The organism is Acinetobacter sp. 5862 (genome assembly GCF_024494585.1).
GTDB lineage: Bacteria > Pseudomonadota > Gammaproteobacteria > Pseudomonadales > Moraxellaceae > Acinetobacter.
In genome coordinates this window covers 12,758-30,271 of sequence record NZ_JANHGP010000034.1, presented here as the reverse complement: position 1 = coordinate 30,271, position 17,514 = coordinate 12,758, and the positions used below count along the sequence as shown (strand labels likewise).

At 39.7% G+C, this 17,514-nt stretch carries 13 protein-coding genes and 2 pseudogenes; 6 read left to right on the top strand and 9 right to left on the bottom strand.

Annotated elements, in window-relative coordinates; translation table 11 throughout:
- Nucleotides 1-208: 208 nt before the first annotated feature.
- From purD to NO346_RS05915, 6 genes are all read right to left on the bottom strand, one after another.
- Nucleotides 209-1,495, bottom strand: coding sequence for a phosphoribosylamine--glycine ligase (gene purD / locus NO346_RS05940; protein ID WP_256414582.1), 1,287 nt, complete (start codon nucleotides 1,493-1,495; stop codon nucleotides 209-211).
- Between the two features lie 107 nt (nucleotides 1,496-1,602).
- On the bottom strand, nucleotides 1,603-3,177 hold the full coding sequence (gene purH / locus NO346_RS05935; protein ID WP_256414581.1) for a bifunctional phosphoribosylaminoimidazolecarboxamide formyltransferase/IMP cyclohydrolase: 1,575 nt from the start codon (nucleotides 3,175-3,177) through the stop codon (nucleotides 1,603-1,605).
- An 82-nt stretch (nucleotides 3,178-3,259) separates the two neighbouring features.
- Nucleotides 3,260-3,529 (bottom strand): DNA-binding transcriptional regulator Fis, encoded by a 270-nt coding sequence (gene fis, locus NO346_RS05930; protein WP_001086304.1) that lies wholly within the window; start codon nucleotides 3,527-3,529, stop codon nucleotides 3,260-3,262.
- Between the two features lie 375 nt (nucleotides 3,530-3,904).
- Nucleotides 3,905-4,768 (bottom strand): DUF3426 domain-containing protein, encoded by an 864-nt coding sequence (locus tag NO346_RS05925; protein ID WP_256414580.1) that lies wholly within the window; start codon nucleotides 4,766-4,768, stop codon nucleotides 3,905-3,907.
- A 14-nt stretch (nucleotides 4,769-4,782) separates the two neighbouring features.
- A complete protein-coding gene (prmA, locus tag NO346_RS05920; protein ID WP_004955154.1) occupies nucleotides 4,783-5,688 on the bottom strand; it encodes a 50S ribosomal protein L11 methyltransferase in 906 nt (301 codons plus the stop codon).
- 184 nt (nucleotides 5,689-5,872) lie between these two features.
- Nucleotides 5,873-6,247 (bottom strand): hypothetical protein, encoded by a 375-nt coding sequence (locus NO346_RS05915; RefSeq protein ID WP_004912249.1) that lies wholly within the window; start codon nucleotides 6,245-6,247, stop codon nucleotides 5,873-5,875.
- A 251-nt stretch (nucleotides 6,248-6,498) separates the two neighbouring features.
- Between NO346_RS05915 and mnmG the strand changes: the two genes are divergently transcribed.
- Both mnmG and NO346_RS05905 read left to right on the top strand, forming a co-directional pair.
- Nucleotides 6,499-8,379 carry a tRNA uridine-5-carboxymethylaminomethyl(34) synthesis enzyme MnmG gene (gene mnmG, locus NO346_RS05910; protein WP_256414579.1) on the top strand — a complete coding sequence of 627 codons (1,881 nt, stop codon included), beginning with the start codon at nucleotides 6,499-6,501 and terminating at the stop codon, nucleotides 8,377-8,379.
- Nucleotides 8,380-8,480: 101 nt separating this feature from the next.
- Entirely contained in the window at nucleotides 8,481-8,813 is a 333-nt protein-coding gene (locus NO346_RS05905; protein WP_256414578.1) for a multidrug efflux SMR transporter, read from the top strand.
- Between the two features lie 98 nt (nucleotides 8,814-8,911).
- Here the strand turns inward: NO346_RS05905 and NO346_RS05900 are convergent, their stop codons facing one another.
- Complete coding sequence (locus NO346_RS05900; protein WP_005161041.1) at nucleotides 8,912-9,793, bottom strand: DUF4198 domain-containing protein; 882 nt, start codon at nucleotides 9,791-9,793, stop codon at nucleotides 8,912-8,914.
- Between the two features lie 310 nt (nucleotides 9,794-10,103).
- Between NO346_RS05900 and NO346_RS05895 the strand changes: the two genes are divergently transcribed.
- From NO346_RS05895 to NO346_RS05885, 3 genes are read left to right on the top strand one after another with little or no spacing between them, the layout of a single operon-like run.
- The gene (locus NO346_RS05895) at nucleotides 10,104-11,681 is read left to right on the top strand and encodes a DUF2271 domain-containing protein (protein ID WP_256414577.1); all 1,578 of its coding nucleotides are present in this window, start codon (nucleotides 10,104-10,106) and stop codon (nucleotides 11,679-11,681) included.
- A 34-nt stretch (nucleotides 11,682-11,715) separates the two neighbouring features.
- A complete protein-coding gene (locus tag NO346_RS05890; RefSeq protein WP_256414576.1) occupies nucleotides 11,716-12,306 on the top strand; it encodes a PepSY-associated TM helix domain-containing protein in 591 nt (196 codons plus the stop codon).
- A 10-nt stretch (nucleotides 12,307-12,316) separates the two neighbouring features.
- A complete protein-coding gene (locus tag NO346_RS05885; RefSeq protein WP_256414575.1) occupies nucleotides 12,317-13,789 on the top strand; it encodes a sulfite reductase subunit alpha in 1,473 nt (490 codons plus the stop codon).
- A 9-nt stretch (nucleotides 13,790-13,798) separates the two neighbouring features.
- On the opposite strand, the pseudogene NO346_RS05880 reads toward NO346_RS05885, so the two are convergent.
- Both NO346_RS05880 and NO346_RS05875 read right to left on the bottom strand, forming a co-directional pair.
- Nucleotides 13,799-14,020, bottom strand: a pseudogene (locus tag NO346_RS05880) (DUF6500 family protein).
- Nucleotides 14,021-14,184: 164 nt separating this feature from the next.
- Nucleotides 14,185-16,248, bottom strand: coding sequence for a TonB-dependent siderophore receptor (locus NO346_RS05875; protein WP_256414574.1), 2,064 nt, complete (start codon nucleotides 16,246-16,248; stop codon nucleotides 14,185-14,187).
- A 283-nt stretch (nucleotides 16,249-16,531) separates the two neighbouring features.
- Here NO346_RS05875 and NO346_RS05870 point away from each other — a divergent pair.
- Nucleotides 16,532-17,417, top strand: a pseudogene (locus tag NO346_RS05870) (TonB-dependent receptor domain-containing protein).
- Nucleotides 17,418-17,514 lie beyond the last annotated feature (97 nt).

The following is a 17,514-nucleotide window of genomic DNA, read 5'->3' as shown; positions in this document are numbered from 1 at the left end:
TATTTAAGAAAAATTATGTTCTAAGTAAATATAAATGAATGATAGTTTTATGAATTTTTCTGAATACAGATTGCAAATGGTTTACCTTAAATTGGATATATATTTTTCTGAATTTGTTATTTATATAATGAATATAGATACTTGATTTATGCACTATTTGTGAATAAAAGAGCCTTCCGAAGAAGGCTTCCTTTCATCGTGATAAGGCTTATTCAGCTTGTTCACGTGCAATCGCACGGTAACCAATATCGCTACGATATTGCATACCTGTAAATGTCACTTGACCACATACTTCTAAAGCATTGATCTGCGCTTCAAGTACTGTATCACCTAATGCTGTTACACAAAGAACGCGACCGCCAGCTGTGATGATATGGCCATCTTCTGTCGTTGCCGTACCTGCATGGAAAATCTTAGTATCTTCTGGAGATTGACCAATACCTGATATCACATCGCCTTTGCGTACAGTTTCAGGATATCCTTCTGCTGCTAGTACAATACCGATTGATTTGCGATCATCCCACTCAGCTTCTTTTGGAAGATTGCCAGCAATACCCGCTTCAACCAAATCTACTAAAGATGATTTTAAGCGCATCATAATCGGTTGAGTTTCTGGATCACCGAAACGACAGTTAAATTCAATAACGCGTGGTTGACCTTGTTCATCAATCATTAAACCAGCATATAAGAAACCTGTGTAAACATGACCATCTGCTGCCATACCATCAACAGTAGGACGCATAACTTCATTCATTACACGTTCAAATACTTCTGGTGTAACAACTGGAGCAGGAGAGTACGCCCCCATACCACCCGTATTTGGACCTTGGTCGCCTTCAAAAATACGCTTATGGTCTTGTGAAGTTGCCATCGGTAAAATGTTGTTGCCATCGATCATACAAATGAAACTTGCTTCTTCACCTGCAAGAAATTGTTCAATTACAACACGTGAACCAGCGTCACCGAATTTGTTGCCTGCAAGCATATCATCTATCGCAGCAAAAGCTTCTTCGTTGGTCATTGCAACGATTACACCTTTACCTGCCGCTAAGCCATCCGCTTTGATCACGATTGGTGCGCCATGCTGTTCGATATAAGCTTTTGCAGCATCAACCTCAGTAAATACATCATAAAATGCTGTAGGGATGTTATGACGTTTTAAAAAATGTTTAGCGAATGCTTTAGAACCTTCAAGCTGTGCAGCGTACTGGGTCGGTCCCCAGATTTTTAAGTCTGCAGCACGGCAGGCATCAACCACACCATTAACCAAAGGTGCTTCAGGACCAACAATCACCAATGCAACATCATTTGCCTTTGCAAATTCGATAATGGCAGGATTATTTAAAATATCGATGTCAACGTTTTCACACTTATCTTCGGTTGCTGTGCCTGCATTACCTGGCGCAACAAAAACTTGTGTTACTTTTGAATCTTGTGCGATTTTCCATGCAAGTGCATGTTCACGGCCACCGCTACCCAAAACTAAAATATTCATTATTAAGTTATTTCCTTTTTCCGTATTTAAGAATATACCTGTTCAGAATAAAAAAGTCCCCCTAGGATGCGATTTAGATGTCGCAAGAAAGAGGGACTTAGGGGGTATTAATGACGGAAGTGACGCATACCCGTGAATACCATTGCGATACCAGCCTCATCAGCGGCTGCAATTGTTTCTTCATCGCGCATAGAACCACCCGGTTGGATAATACATTTAATGCCAGCTTTAGCCGCATTATCAATACCATCACGGAATGGGAAGAATGCATCAGATGCCATGACCGCACCTTCAACCACTAAGCCAGCATGTTCAGCTTTGATTGCAGCAATACGAGCAGAATTTACTCGGCTCATTTGACCTGCACCCACACCAATCGTTTGACGATTTTTAGCATAAACAATCGCATTTGATTTCACATATTTTGCTACTTTCCAAGCAAAGATAAGATCATCAATTTCTTGTTCAGTTGGTGCGCGTTTAGTTACTACTTTAAGATCATCTTTGGTGATCATACCTAAGTCTTGATCTTGAACTAACAAACCACCATTCACGCGTTTATAGTCAAGTTGAGCGGTACGTGCATCGATTGCAGGAAGTTCACCACAGACTAACACGCGTACATTCTTTTTCGCGCCAGTAACTTCAAGTACGCCTTCAGCAATACTTGGTGCAATAATCACTTCAACAAATTGGCGATCCACAATGGCCTGTGCAGTTGCAACGTCTAATTCACGGTTGAATGCAATGATGCCACCAAATGCAGATTCAGGATCAGTTGCATAAGCAAGATCATAAGCCGCTTGGATACCATCTAATGAAACTGCAACACCACATGGGTTTGCGTGTTTAACGATGACACAAGCAGGTTTTGCAAATGATTTAACACACTCAAGTGCTGCATCTGTATCTGCAATATTGTTATAAGACAATTCTTTGCCTTGTAATTGTTTCGCAGTTGAAACTGATGCTTCTGTAGCATTTGCTTCAACATAGAATGCTGCATTTTGATGAGGGTTCTCACCATAACGCAAATCTTGAGCTTTATTAAGTTGGGTATTGAACGTGCGAGGGAATAAATCTGCTTCACCTTCAGCTTTGCCAACACGAGCACCAAGATAAGATGCAATCATGCCATCATATTGTGCTGTGTGCTCAAACGCTTTTACCGCTAAGTCGAAACGAGTTTCGTAGGAAAGTCCACCATTTGCTTTTAACTCAGCAACAACTGCATCGTAGTCAGCAGCATTGACGATGATACCGACTGAAGCATGGTTTTTTGCCGCTGCACGCACCATGGTTGGACCACCGATGTCGATGTTTTCAATCGCATCAGCAAGTGAACAATCTGGTTTAGCCACAGTCGCAGCAAATGGATAAAGGTTGACCACAACCAGATCAATCGGATCAATGTTGTGTTCTTGCATCACAGCTTCGTCTAGACCGCGACGTGCCAAGATGCCACCATGAATTTTTGGATGTAGTGTCTTAACACGACCATCCATCATTTCAGGAAAACCTGTATGTTCAGAAACTTCTACTACAGCGATATTGTTGTCTTTAAGCAACTTATATGTACCACCCGTAGATAAGATTTCTACCCCTAATCCAGCAAGGTTTTGAGCAAATTCAACGATTCCAGTTTTGTCGGAAACAGAGATTAAAGCACGTTTGATAGTCATGATTCTAGTCAACAGTTTGAAGTCTACAGATTAAAAATAAAAGGCAAAAAAAATGCCCACGAAAACGTGAGCATTTTATCAATTATTCACTCATTAAACCGTGAGCTTTTAACTTTTTACGTAAAGTTCCGCGGTTAAGGCCTAAAATCTCAGCAGCGCGCGTTTGATTGCCACGAGTGTATTCTAAGACCACAGATAAAAGAGGTTTCTCCATTTCTGCTAAAACCATGTCATAAACTTGAGATGGTTGCTCACCTTGCAATTGTGCAAAATAATGACGAACTGCGCGATCTACATGGATGCGAAGAGCGACATCAGATTGAGCCGTAAAAATAGGAGATTTGCTATTCATGCGTGTTAATCCGAAAAATCAAAATACCACTTGGATAAAGTGATATGTAAATGTGGTCTAAATTACTGAGTCCTGTTTTAGATCCTAAAACAGTGACTCTAAAACAAAGGGACTATTAGCTTGCCACAAATCCTCGATTTGTGTAAAAAATAAGCGTAACAATAGTTAAATATTTGTTACAGCCTACTTTCAAAAACAAAAAAACCAACAATGCGCTTATGTGTTAGAAGCACAGTTCGTTTAACGATTTTATTGTCTATAAATAACGAGGAGTAAGTGGGTTAAGCATTCGTGGCGCGTATCATACCACTGTCTGCGAAAAAGTGAGCAAATTAACTGCACTTTTTTTTATTTTTTTGTCATTTTCCTACGCTTTTAAGGCTGTACAATTTCTAAACTATAATCATCGAAGCTATTTTTACTCTTTGGCACTATAAATTCGAATCTAAAAGGGCTATTCGTTGGGATTCTTTGGATGCTTTTTAAACTATCCACTAAATAATCCTGTGGCTTTAGCGTGATATCGGTGATGACTTCTCCATTTTCTTTTAGAATCACTTTAATAGAGGGGATCACAAGACTATCTTTGTGACGGTTTACTAATACACCCGTGAAGCTTGTTTCATCTTTTCCTACACGTTTAATTTTTACTTTTTCAAAACTAAGAAATTTATATTGTTCATTCTTTATTTTGCACGTTACTACACTGCAAGCATAGTTAAAGATGTGATTCAATGCTGGACTATCATGCATGAGTTTTGGATTGAACCATAAAATCTGAAAAGCAAAAACTAGAATTAATGCAATATTGCCTAATCCCCACAATGTGTAATAAAGCCAGCCATGTTGTTTATGATTTTGTTCATGGAGGATTAATAAGTTATCTTCTGATAAGTTCAAATTAGGCAATGCCGTAACAGGTTCAGTATTAAAGTAATTTAAATTATTTAAATAAGTCAATAAATCAATATTTGAGTTTTCAATTTTCTGATCAAAAATACTCAAAATTTGCATTTGCTTTTCAGCAAAGCTGCTATCAGGTTGGATAGAGGAGAATAGTGAACGATTGGTTTGTGTAGGAATCGTTTCGTTTGTCTCTGTATTTAAAAGATTGGTCAGTGCATTAAAGTTAATAACGCACTTAGGACAACAAACCATGCCCTGAGCAACACTGAGTTGTGAAGGGGTCACTTTATACACGGTTGAGCATTTAGGGCAGCGGGTTTGTTTTTCACTCATGAGGAACAATATTCTCAAATTGTTGTTTTGCGTTTTCCTGAAATGCGACACCAGTTCTCTTCTCGCTTTTCGATCTCTAATATATCAAAAAACTCAGAGTAAACACTAGAAACATCAGCAACTTGCTCTTCGATTACACCGGCAAGTGCGAACTCTCCCTCATTTTTAATTAAAGTTGAGAATTCTGGCGCTAAAGCCATTAGAGGCGCAGCTAGAATATTTGCAACTAGTATGTCCGATTGTTGACCTTTAAACTCGTTATTGAATTCTTCTGGTAAGCCAACGTACAGACGCTCAAGTACACCATTCAACTCTGCATTTTGTTTTGTTGCTAGAACAGCCTGTGGATCAATGTCTGTGGCATATACTTTTTTAGCACCTAATAGAAGAGCAGCAACACCCAAGATGCCTGACCCACAGCCGTAATCAATCACGATTTTATCTTTTACATCAGTCTTACCTAGCCATTGTAAGCATAGGAATGTACTGGCATGGTTACCTGTACCGAATGCTAAGCCTGGATCCAGTTTAATGTTGGTTGCATCCGCTTCAGGTGGCTCTAACCATTCTGGTACGATCCAATATTTTTCACCAATTTGAATTGGTTCGTAATAATCCATCCATGCGCGTTCCCAAACTTGGTTTTCTAAATACTCATGGCGCATTGGAACATCAGGGAGTTGTGCTTTTAAAAATGCTTCTAAAGTATCAACATCAATTGGGTCATCTTCTTCTTGTTGATAAATGCCCGTTACAATGACTTTATTCCAAAGAGGGGTTTCACCTGGTAATGGCTCAAGCAGTGCTTGATCTTCGGCATCATCTAGCGTAACGCTGACAGCACCCAAAGAAAGGAGCAAAGTTTCAGTTAGTTCAACTTGTTCTTGATCGACAGTAATATGAATTTGTAGCCAGTTCACAGGAAAACCTAAGTTAATGTATTTTGGTTATTGTAATAGATTCAGACCATGCAGAGGGATTATAAAATAGACTGATTACAATTTTAAGATGTTTTTTCAAACATAATTCTTTTGATATAGCATGAACAAAAAATAAGGATGCTGAACAGCATCCTTAAATAACTATATATAGGTGTCCAATTTCTTATGGAGCTGTTTGTTCAATTTGTGGAGCTGATTGTTCCATTGGAGGAGGTGTCATTTCCATAGGCTGAACAGGCGCACTCACTGGTCGAGGTTCTGATTGTGTTTCTGAAATCTTAGTTTGAGTTTCAGGCATTGCATTATTCGCAGGCATTGGAGGTTGGAATGCTAATTTACCAGCTTCATTTGGCTCACATGTACCATTAAAGACAACACCTTTGTAGGCAAATGAAATCATATCACCTTGTTTTTTGCCCTTACATACTTGTTGATACTTTTGAGTTTGTGCATCAACTGTGGTTTTTGCATTGGTTTGTGCTGTTACAGCAAAACACAGGCTACAAATAAGCGTCGAAAATAAAAGCTTAGTGTTCATATCATTTTCCTAAAGTATTTGTTATGCACTAATAATGATAAGAATTTTTTGAATCGGAACAGTGGATATCAGGTTAATAGTTATAAGTCCATGTGTTAACAATGCATGAAAAGTGCAACATTAAGTTTTATTTTGTATATATTTAAATCAAGCTAAGCAGATGGGGATTACAAGAATATTGACGGATTTTGTCAACTTAATAGAAAACTTCTGTATAATACTCTGTCATTTTTTAAATACACATTACCACTATGCACTATCCTAAAGTTTACGACGTTATCGTAATTGGTGGCGGTCACGCTGGTACGGAAGCTGCGCTTGCGGCGGCTCGTATGGGAAGACAAACATTATTGTTGACGCATAATATTGAGACTTTGGGGCAGATGAGCTGTAACCCAGCGATTGGTGGTATTGGTAAATCGCACTTAGTTCGTGAGATAGATGCGCTTGGCGGCGCAATGGCACTTGCTGCTGATAAGGGCGGTATTCAATTCCGTATTTTAAACTCGCGCAAAGGTGCTGCTGTGCGTGCGACGCGTGCTCAAGCAGACCGTGTCCGTTATAAAGCCGCAATTCGTCATACTTTAGAAAACCAAGCGAATTTGGATATTTTCCAACAAGCTGCGGATGATTTGATTGTTGAAGGCGATACCGTAAAAGGTGTTGTGACCCAAATGGGTATTCGTTTTGATACCAAAACCGTTGTACTCACCACGGGTACTTTCTTAGGGGGTGTCATTCATATCGGGTTGCAAAATTCGAGTGGTGGTCGTGCAGGTGATCCTCCTTCGATTGCTTTGGCGCATCGTTTACGTGAGTTAAAACTTCCAGTAGGTCGTTTAAAAACGGGTACACCACCGCGTATTGACGCGCGTACTGTTGATTTCTCTGTGATGACACCACAACCGGGTGATTTCCCATCTCCAGTGATGTCATTTATGGGTGATGTATCGATGCACCCTGAACAAGTGAACTGCTACATCACTCATACCAGTGAAAAAACACATGAAATTATTCGTGGTGGTTTAGATCGTTCACCTATGTATACAGGTGTGATTGAAGGGGTTGGTCCTCGTTACTGTCCTTCGATTGAAGATAAAATTCATCGTTTTGCTGATAAAGATTCGCATCAGGTGTTTCTTGAGCCTGAAGGTTTAGATACGCATGAGCTTTATCCAAATGGTATCTCAACCTCATTGCCATTTGACGTTCAGTTCAATCTTGTACGTTCGATTCGCGGTATGGAAAATGCTCATATCTTGCGTCCGGGCTATGCGATTGAATATGACTATTTCAATCCACAAGCATTGAAATTTACACTTGAAACCAAAGCGATTCAAAATCTGTACTTTGCGGGTCAAATCAACGGTACGACAGGTTATGAAGAAGCGGGTGCACAGGGCTTGCTTGCAGGCTTAAACGCTGCACGCCGTGCGTGGGAACAAGAAGAGTGGACACCAAAACGTGATCAAGCTTATATGGGCGTATTGGTTGATGACCTGATTACATTGGGAACCAAAGAACCGTACCGTATGTTTACTTCTCGTGCTGAATATCGTTTGATGTTGCGTGAGGATAATGCCGATCAGCGTTTAACCTCTATTGGTCGTGAGCTTGGCTTAGTGGATGATGAGCGTTGGGCTGCATATAGCGAAAAAATGGAAGCAGTTGAGCGCGAAACTTCTCGTTTACAACATTTATGGGCTGCGCCAAACAATCCAATGGGTAAAAAATTCGTTGAAATGACGGGTGCTGACCTGAGCAAGGAATGTAGTGCGATTGATTTGTTGAAACGTCCAAATATCAATTTCAGTCAAATTGCAGAGTTAACGGGTTCGGAAGTGTCTGAGCAGGTGGGTGAACAGATCGAGATTGCGGTGAAGTATGAGGGGTATATTAACCGTCAGCATGATGATGTTGCACAGATGAAGCGCCTTGAGGAAACCCGAATTCCTGCTGATTTTGAATACGATGGTGTTTCAGGTCTGTCCCGTGAAATTACACAGAAGTTGAAAACCGTACGTCCAGAGACTTTGGCACAGGCCAGTCGTATTCCTGGCGTAACACCTGCCGCGGTTCAGTTGGTGATGATTACAATCCGTAAAAACAATATGGCGAAAAAGTCAGCCTAACTTTTGGGATATAATATTGATATTGAAAACACCCTTTAATCAAAAGGATGTTTTTTTATTGGCTTATTTAAAGCTTTAGTAGGCGGCTTAGGTGTATTTAGATGAAAAACTGGATATTTTTATGTGTTGCAATTATAGCGGAAGTGATTGCAACCTCAGCTTTAAAAAGTAGTGAGGGTTTTAGCAAACCGATTGCCTCCGTCATTGTGGTACTGGGCTTTATCATTGCGTTTTATTGCCTGTCACTTACACTCAAAACTATTCCTGTTGGGATTGCCTATGCCATTTGGTCAGGGGTGGGTATTGTTCTGGTGACGACAATAGCGTGGATTGTATTTGGTCAGAAACTGGATGTGTGGGGAATTATTGGCATTGCATTGATTATGAGCGGCGTTCTTGTCCTGAATTTGTTGTCGAAAACAAGTTCGCATTAAACTGGTAAGTCAGTCAAAGCAGAAATTTGAATTGCTTGTAACCAGACAGGAAAATCAAAGGCACTTACAAAAAATGTAAATGTAAGTGCCTGAATGGCTTACTCCGTCACTTCAACGGTAACACTATACGTGTATGTTTGAGCAACAGGTGGTTTGGTATTGTCACTATTCGCTTCTGGATAAGTCGCGGTAATTAAATAAATGCCTGCTTCGCTAAATTTAATCTCGACTTCACCTTTTGCATTGGTTTTCACGTGCGGTTGTTCACGTTTAGCATTGGGTTGATAGCTGCTCGCACCTTTAAAGACATCAACTTCTAAGTTAGGAACAGCTTTGCCATCCATTAAAACTTGTGCTTTAAGTGATTCACCAGCAAATAATTCATTTGGGTGTGTTAAAAACTTAAATTCAAAACCTTTATTTTCAACTTGTGGAATTGGGCTTGGTTTGCCTTTTGTCACAAAGCTTTCAGCAAGATAATAGTTTGTTGTTTGAAGTGTTTTTGCATTAGCCGTGATTTGATCCTCTGTCACAAAACGTGGTGGTTGGCTTGCTTGCTGAGGTGCTTTTTGTTCAGCATTTGCTTGAGGTTGCATAGGTGCAGCATTTGCAGGTCGTGATGGACGAACACGTAACCAACGCCCATCAACTTGAGCATATTTGGTTGGATTACCAGTCGCTTCTTTTGTGCGAATGCGATAGGTACCATCATTGGTTAAATTGAATTCAGCGATATTAAACTTTTTGAGTTCAGCTGCTGCATTGAAAGATTCAGTTTTACCTTCAGGCGTTGTGACTTGATAGCTGGTTTTAAAATTTCTACTTGCGACAAAGAATTTTTCTACTGTAATACCACTTTGAAAGCTCACACTGTCAGATTTGCTATCGAAGACTTCAGGCAGTAAAAATGGGCTGGCAGTATGAGCAAAACTCAAGGTTGGTAACAGCGCGAGTAATCCAGTCGTAATCAAATGACGCATGAAAAATTCCTTAAAAGAGAAATATACAAAATGCAAAAGATTTGCCACAATCTACTTGATAACGAGTATCAATTGCAATATTATTTCGATAAATTTTTAATCGTCATGTTCAAAAACTAAGTTGATGATTAAAAGTTATTCCTCTCTTTTAGCTTAATTTTTAATGAAGATTAATGTTATTGATTTTATTGAAAAATTTAATGAAATTATATCATAGACTACGTTAAGTGTTGAGACAGAAAGAGAAGAGCATTACTTTAATTGAGCGACCAGTAGATTTTAAGTAAATCTTGGAAAATGGAATCCCCGTATGTCATCAACTCAACAAATTTTTCGTCCAATACAGATAATTTTTCGTTTATCTCCGTTGATGGCTGCGTTAACAGTTTTGATGTCCCCATTTACGGCGACTCAAGCAGATGAACTAAGTATAAATATAAAAGATGCACATCAATTATCCGCGCCAATCCAATTACCAAGTTATCGTTTTCATCAAGATCATGTGCTAGGCACATCTTTAGATGTTGTTGTCACAACGACCCAGCAACAAGATGCAGAAAAAGTTTTACAAGCAATTCAAACAGAAATTGCGAGGCTTGATCAGATTCTTTCTGTTTGGCGTGCTGATAGTGAAATCAGCCAATTAAATCGTGAGCAGCAAATTTCGGCTTCATCTGAGCTTTATGATGTTATCGCAGCTTGTGAACAGTGGCGCAGTGCAACGTGTGGCGGTTTTGATGCACGTTTGGGGCAATTGATCCAATTATGGGAAAATAGCAATCAAGTCCAACGCTTGGATGACAATACTCAAGAATCTTTATTGCGACAGTTACAGACGCAAAGTATTGAACTGAATCCTGTAACCAAGCAAATTAAAACAGCATCAGCTATTAAAATCGCCCCTGATGCTTACGCTAAAGGCTATGTGATTGACCGTGCTTTGTTAGCAGCTAAACAAGCAGTGCCACATTTACAAGGTATTCTGATTGATATTGGTGGCGATATGCGTGTATGGGGGCAATCACCTCAACAAGCGGGTTGGAAAGTTGGTGTACAAGACCCAAATGAACGTTTTGATAATGTTGCACCAACTCAGGTACTCAACCTGAAAGATCAAGCTGTAGCTTTTAGTGGTCAGGGCTATCGTGGGTTCGCAGATCAATCACATTTGTTAAATCCACATACAGGACAACCGATTCAAAACGTTGAACAATGTGTTGTGGTTGGACAATGTGCTGCTGATTCAGATGCTTTAGCAACAGCATTAACCGCAATGCCTGCGCATGAAGGGATGCAACTGATTGAACAACTCGTCGGTTATGAAGCTCAACTTGTTGCAACTGACGGCACACGTTATCAAAGTTCAGGCTGGTCATCATTATTAGATGCCAATCAACCTGCTCTAATGCGTCATGTTGCGGCGAATGGCGCAGCAACAGCTTGGCCAAAAGGCTACCAAGCTCAGTTAGAAGTGAATATTCCAAAGATCGCAGTAGATAACTACCGTGCACCTTATGTGTCAGTTTGGGTTACAGATAGCGATAAAAAGATTGTGCGTACACTGGCTGTCTGGGGTAAAGATGAGAAGTGGATTAACTCTAACTATGTTTGGTGGCGTCGATATGGTCGTCAAATGCCAAACTTAGATGCTGTTGCAAAACCTTCACGTCAACCAGGACAGTATAAGTTGGCTTGGGATGGTAAAGACGAAGCGGGTAAAATAGTGAATGCAGGTAAATATATTATCCATATTGAAACCTCGCGTGAGCATGGTGATCATTCTTATCAAACCATTGAATTGAATGTCACACCAAAAGCTGCAACACAAACGCTGCCCGCTCAAGCAGAAATTGGTACAGTTAAATTGAATTTCCAACGTGGTGCTTAATTTCTAGCATCACTCCATTTATGAGGCTAGTCCCTTGTATCAACGCCCTGATTTTTACCGCCATGCACGCTATGTGCATGGTTGGCTTTCTGCCTTTGCCTTTATCGTTTTGATCTTCTTTGCTGCTACAGGTTTATTTCTCAATAATCCTGATTGGTTTAAATCAAAAAATGAAGAGCAAACCACCACATTCACTTTACCGCCAACACTGGTTGCGTCTCTGCAAAAACAAGAGAATCCAAGCCAAAGTATTGTGGAATACGTTCGTTCGAAACAGCCTTTGATTGGTCGTTATAAAAGTAGTGAAGTGCTAGACGGTGAGGTCATGATTCGTCTCGAAAGCCCAGCAGGTTCAACAGACTTATGGGTGTTGCTCGACAATGGTGATGTTGAGATAACGCAGAAACCAGCCACCACTGTTTCATTATTGAATGATTTGCATCGTGGCAAAAACGTTGGAACAGCTTGGCATTGGTTAATTGATATTAGTGCGATCATCATTATTTTATTATCTTTGGCAGGTTATATTCTGTTCCTGACCATTAAAACCCGTTTAGTGACACATCTGCTTTTAACGGCATGTAGTTTATCGGCAATTATTTTGCTCATTTGGTCTGCCATTTAAGGGTGAAAGGATGACTCAAGCTGTACTGACGATTATTGTGATATTGGCAATATTATTGAGTCTCCATCTTTTTATAATCGTTTGGTTGGTATGGCAACAAGGTCATGCGAAGCAAAAAACGAATCAAGATCATCCTGCTTATTTAGTGGTGTATGCCAGTCAATCGGGGCATGCTGAATCTTGGGCAAATCACACCGCTGAACAATTGCGTTTAATTGATCATCGCACTGCAATTCGAAATATTCAAGAACTGAGTATTACTGATTTAACGCAACATCAATGTATTTTATGGGTGGTGAGTACCTATGGAGAAGGGGATGCACCTGATGCAGCCCAGTCATTTGTCCATAAAATTCTGTCCCAATCTTTAGATTTATCGCATTTGTCATTTTCAGTGCTTGCATTGGGTGATCAACGTTACTCGAATTTTTGTCAGTTTGGGAAAACACTAGAACAATGGTTATTGAAGCAACAAGCTCAAGCTCTATTTCCAACAGTTTGTGTGGATCAGCTCAATAGTCGTGATTTAGAACAATGGTTGCTTAGCTTGGAGCAGTTAACCACCACTCAATTTTCTGCGCTATCCATTGAAAAAGAGCGCGTGGAATTAAGATTTGCTCATCGCCAATGCCTGAATAAAGGCAGTATTGGGGAAGCAATTTATAAAATCCAATTGATTTCTGAACAAGATTTAGTTTGGTCATCAGGCGATATTTTAGAAATTCAATGTGAAAATAATACGATTGATATTCAGAATTTTTTAGTAGCACAACAGCAAGAAGATGCAGTGGATTTCATACCTCAACTGCGCCGCTTAAATTTAAGAAAATTACCACCTCGCGCATCACTTTCATTTGCTGAATGGATTACACAATTTGAATCCTTAGCTCAGCGTGAGTATTCGATTGCAAGCTTACCTGAAAACGGTTTAATTGAATTGGTGGTGAGACAGCAACAGACTGAATCAGGTTTAGGACTAGGCTCAGGTTGGTTGACAGTGGGGTTGGAGCAAGACCAATCGCTGCAAGCCAACATACGTCATAATCCAAGTTTTCACTTAGTTCATGATGATCGACCACTGATTTTAATTGGCAATGGTACGGGAATCGCAGGTCTAGTTGCACATTTACGCCAACGTGAGCATTGGGGATATAGACGGAATTGGTTGATTTTTGGTGAAAGACAGCAGCAGTTTGATCATTTGTACCAAACAGAGATTCGCTATTGGCAGCAGCATAGTTTTCTGGAGTATGTGGATTATGCTTTTTCACGTGATCAAGCTGAAAAAATCTATGTTCAAGATCGTCTAAGAAAACAATCGGTTCAATTACAAGCATGGATTGCACAAGGCGCAGCGATATATGTCTGTGGTAGTTTACAAGGCATGGCGAGCGGTGTTGATCAAGTTCTAAAAGAGATTCTAGGGTATGAACAGGTAGAACAGCTTAAGCAGCAACAGCGTTATCAACGCGATGTGTATTAAGACGTTTGATTAATCGGGTTGGGCTAAGACTAGTGCTTTGATCTTGTCAGCTTTTTCAAAATGATCAAGTCGATGTTCAATGATCCACCAATGGGGCAGCTTCCATTAAGTGTTCAGGATCACCATTTTTATTGGCAAAAAAGCATAGAAAGAAAGTCTGACGTTACTGCCTTTTTTTGCAATTTTTTCATCGCAGACCTGTAGGATTTTGGCTTTGAGTTCGGTTCTCATATTATCCTCTAAGCACTGATGAAAGTAGGATGAAGATCATAGTATTCCCAATATCGAAAATTTTCATAGTTAGATTTTTAATATCTATTTTGAAATCTAAAAAACCAGCTATTTTCATAACTGGCTTTTGTTAATGATGAATCAATTTAGCCTAGGCAGTAAAGTTAGAACTTTTTCTCAACAGAGAATTGGAAACTCGCCATACCTTGATTTGTTCTTGCTTGATATAAACTACCGTCAGATTGATTGGTCAGTCGTTCTTTATAATCTGTACTGAGTAGATTGTTGAGATTTAAACTTGCCGCCCAGCCACCAGTGAAACGCTTGGTTGCACTGAGGTCTAATCCAAAACGTTGATTGGTGGTTCGATCATAAGGTTGACCATCTAAACCACGCGTAAATTCAGGTGTATAGCTCACATTGATACTGGTAGAAAGCTGCCAAGGCTTAAAGTTATAAGATAACCCTGCACTTGCATTATATGGGGCAACATCGCTGACTAAACGCTCATTGTGCTGTTCATCTTCAACTTTTGCACGAATCGTTGATATTTGCCCATTCAGCATAAATGAATGACCTGCATCCGTTTGTTTCAGGGCATAACGTCCAGAAAGTTCAACACCATAGGTCGTTGCTTGATTTTGGTTTTGTGGACGTTCAACATAACGTGACCCTTCAAGCGCAATCACCTTTTCGATGTAATCTTTAATTTCGCGATGATATGCAGTTAAACTCATACCACCATTCGCTGAGTCATATGCCAGAGTTGATTCTACAGCGCTTGTTTTCTCTGGTTTTAAGGCAGGATTACCGCCGCGATCAGGATTATTCAATGAACCAGCATCGCTATCTGTAGAAACAGTGACATTCGGAATTAGACGATCAGTTTTTGGACTGTTAAATGCTTGGCTCAGGTTGGTTTGAATCGACCATTGTTCGGTTAGATCAAAACGATAAGCAAGTACAGGGCTAAGATGTTGGTCCTGATAATCAACTAGACCAGAGCGATTTAACCATTCTTGGCGCGCGCCCAACGTAATGGTTTGTCGATCTGTAAAACGCCAGCTTCCCTCGGCATATAAAGCATAACGTTGCTCATCTAAACGATTGCTCACATTACTGTCTAAATTACTACTCCGTGTATCAACACCAAATTTGATTTGACGAGTCGGATCTAATTTGCGCATCCCATCATAAGCGAGGCCATATTCATGAATGGTTTCATCGGTATAAATGGTATTTTGAGGTGAACGGGTGAGTTGAGTTTCGGTTTGACGTTCAACGGATAGCCGAATCTTATCGCTTAAGTCTTTGTCTTTTCGTTCATAACGTGTATTTAGACGAATGCTATCATTTTTATCATCTTGCGTTTGATTGGCTGAATAACCATCCATTTTGATGTTGCGATAGAATAATTCGGCAATCAATTTTTGTTGATCATCGAGATCGTATTGCAAGCGAGGTGAAAACATTTGCATGCTTCGATTGACCGTGCGCGATTGTTCACGTGTACCCGCTGATGTTTCTGTTTTGGTTAGGGAGGTGTTATCAACCCACATTTGATTTGCAGAAACACTATATGACCATTGATTTTCACGACCGTCAGCTTGTAGGCTGATTTTTTGTTCGCTCTTTGATTGTTTCTCAGAATCCTCATACTTACCATAACCTACTTTTATCGAGCCACTGATACGACTATCGAGAGGTTCTTTCAAAATAATGTTGATAACAGCTGATGACGCAACAGACGCTTGAGCAACACTTGGCTGCTTCACGACTTCAATTCGTTCAATCATTTCAGGGGTAATCGTGTCAATAATAGACATCCCACCACGTGGTCCACCTTGCACAGGTTCACCATTGATAAGGAATGTTGGACCAGCTCCACCACGGAAACGCATCCCAGAAGTGCCGCCACCACCGCGTGGACCTTGTCCAGGTGTCGGAAGTTGAAATCCAGCAGCTCTACGTAATGCATCCATCACGGATTGATCGCCGTACTGTAGCATTTCATCACGGGTGATAATGGTTTTAGGTACAGCACTTATATCATCATCTTTTGGTTTCTGTGGCTCTGCCGATGCTTTAAACGATAGGGTAGGTAAAACTTGCGTTGCTGTTTCTGTAGGTGTTGTTATGTTGCTATCAGCGGCGAAAACTGAAGTGCTGATACTCAGTAATGCCGAGCTAAGTACACTCAATTTCCCAGAATAGAGTGGATATTTCATTCAAGTACCCCAAAAGAAAGATCAAATTATTTTGTGTAGCCTAATGTAAAATTGTGTAGAAAAATGGAATTTAGCTTAAATAAGCCTCAGATTTAAAAAAATTTTTTAATTATTTATGCGCTATTAAAGAGCATGATTTCGTAAAAATTGACTGCTTAATAAGCTATGAGAAAGAAATTATGCAAAATATGGTAAAAATAAGAATTATTTTCATTAATATTGTATTGTTTTTTATATTTTAAGTTTTTCTTAATATTTGTCTGATTTTTTGTTTGGAATTTTTATGACATCTCGATATGTTACGCTCTCTCACAAGCCTATTTTTAGATTTAGTGCATTAAGCTTAATGCTCTTACAAGCGCAGTACCTACTTGCCAACGAAAACAATATTCAGGCTGCGGTTATGCCAACGATTAAAATTGAAGCAATGAGTGAGCTTGATCCAATTAAAAGCTATATTGATTATGATCAAGCCAGCGTGACTCGAAATGGGCTAAAGAAAAAAGATATTCCTCAAACGATTGATACCATTGATGTTCAGAAATATAAAATCTATGGTGCAAATGATTTAAGTGTGATGTTACAGGGAACACCAGGGATATCAACGAGCTATGACATGCGTGGTGATGGCATCAACTTGCGCGGATTTAATGCAGATACTGGCGATATCTATCGTGATGGTGTCCGTGAAAGTGGTCAAGTTCGCCGTAGTACTGCCAATATTGAGCGCATTGAAATATTGAAGGGTCCAGCATCAGTCTAAAGGGATAGAGTTTAGTTTTATTGGACGTGCTTTAGATAACTTGTTTGTACGGGGAGGCTATAGCTATATGAATACAGAGATTTCTAAAGACAATAAAGCGGCCAATGTTGGTAAAGTACTCAATAATACTCCACGCCATACTGGAAACTTATTTATACGCTATTTACCAGTCGAGAAGATCTATGGTGAAATTGGCGCAACTTATGTTGGTGATGCGAAGATATATTCCAATGGCAATTTAGATAATACGCCTATCGATTTTCAAGGATTCACGCGTTTAGATGCTGCAATTGGTTATAACGCTGATCCTTGGAACGTTACGCTTGCTGTAAATAACCTAACCAATAAAGACTATTGGCGCTCAGAGTCAATGCCTGGAACACCACGTAATGTTCTAGTTCGATGAAATTATCAGTTTTAAACTTGTTTAAATCGCATATGAGTAAAAGCGTCTTTAGTTAAACTAAAGACGCTTTTTTATTTGATTTTTGATAATAATCCAT